We start from the raw sequence: 1650 nt of genomic DNA on the forward strand, positions 1-1650 counted from the left end.
GTTGAAGGTCGCCCCTTTTACAAAGGGGAGGCACCCTCATTACTACGGAGCGGCACGGGAACGAAGCCCATGAACTGCAACAGATGCATTGTTGCGGGCAAAGAACAGCAGGGATTTACCGCCGGCATTTACCAGGGCTATGTCGCGCACTGCACCCTGAACCACCAGTCCACTGCGGCTTACCGGCAAAGTGCTGAAGCCACCCCTTCCATCTCCTTTCAGCACACAGCCATACGAGCCATCATAGATGCCAACCTCAGGTTTGCTCTCGTAGAAATTGCCTCCCAACACAAGGTCCTTCTTGCCATCGCTATCTACATCCACCACCTCCACGCCATATAGCACGGAGAGTTGTGCCTCTGTGGGCAGCGGCTGTACACCGAAAGACTTACCGCCCCTGTTCAGCACCACCACGCTGCGCAGCTCTTCGGCAACATAGTGCCTTGCCCTTTGCAGCTGATCGGGTGTAAACATGTCCCTGATGGTTTGCTCCCTGTACTGCTCGTACTTCAGGTACTGCTTTTTGAGCACCGGCAGCACACCTACCACATCGTGCCGCAGTGCCATGGGATAGCTCTCCTCCCCATTGTAGCAGGTGAGCATGTGCTCGGTGCTGCCATTGCCGTCAAAGTCACCTACCCACCACTCCACCGGCTTTTCAGCAGATGCGCGAAAACGGGAGTTCTCCCCATGGTTCAGGGCAACCAGGTCCTCATAGCCGTCACCATTAAGGTCGGCTACCTTCAGGCGGTTCCACCAGCCCCTTGTATGTTCCAGGCCTAAACCTTTTGGATCAGCAAGCCTGAGTGCACCACCTTCATTGTGCAGTACGGTGATGCCCATCCACTCCCCTGCAAGCACCATGTCCTTACGGCCATCTTTATCATAGTCCCACCACTGCATGTCGCGGATCATGCCGGCGGTCAGGAGTTCAGGTGCGGCACGGCGCGTGATATCTGTAAAGCCGCCCCTTCCATCGTTCTGCAAAAGGTAGCCCCTTCCACCTACTCCCGGTGTGGCCGCCTGCATGCGGATACCTACAAAGAGATCCAGATCGCCATCGCTGTCCCAATCACCTGCACGTACACAGGAGGAAGGCTCTAAAGTAAGCGAAGGCAAGGCCTGTGGAGAGCGGCTGAACACACCTTTGCCATCGTTTAAGTAGAGGCGGTCCATCAGCGCGAGGTCCTGGGCAGAAGCTTCAGGACCACCGCTGCACACATAGAGGTCCTGGTCGCCATCCTTATCTGCATCAAAGAAGAGGGCGTCCACATCTTCGCTTTCCCTGTCCTGCAGCAGCAGGTCCCCGTTGGTGGGTTGGAACTTACCACTACCGTCCTGTACCAGCAGGCTGCCGGGCTGTCCTTTAGCACCACAGAGGTAAAGGTCTGTTCTGCCATCGCCGTTTACATCACCTGTTGCCATGCGCGGCCCTTCGGTACTCTGCATGTGAAAGAGCAGCTTGTCGCGGTCGAAGTCCACAAAGGGGTTCTCCTGGTGGGTGAAAGGCAGTTGTAAAGTGGAAGGTTGAAAATAGGTTGCGGAACTGGTTAAAGTGGAGAAGGTGTTGAATACCGCATCTATTTGTGACAAGCGCAGGTGCTGATTTACCGCAATACCTTGCTGCACGGTTCTTTTACCATCAGGCCA

At 55.6% G+C, this 1650-nt stretch carries 1 protein-coding gene; it reads right to left on the reverse strand.

What is annotated here, in order from left to right:
- Positions 1-42: 42 nt before the first annotated feature.
- Positions 43-1650 (reverse strand): FG-GAP repeat domain-containing protein (locus BUE76_RS00545; RefSeq protein WP_216820594.1); only part of this gene is annotated, 1608 nt, incomplete at its 5' end.

Source organism: Cnuella takakiae (genome assembly GCF_001953305.1).
Taxonomy (GTDB): Bacteria; Bacteroidota; Bacteroidia; order Chitinophagales; family Chitinophagaceae; genus Flavisolibacter; species Flavisolibacter takakiae.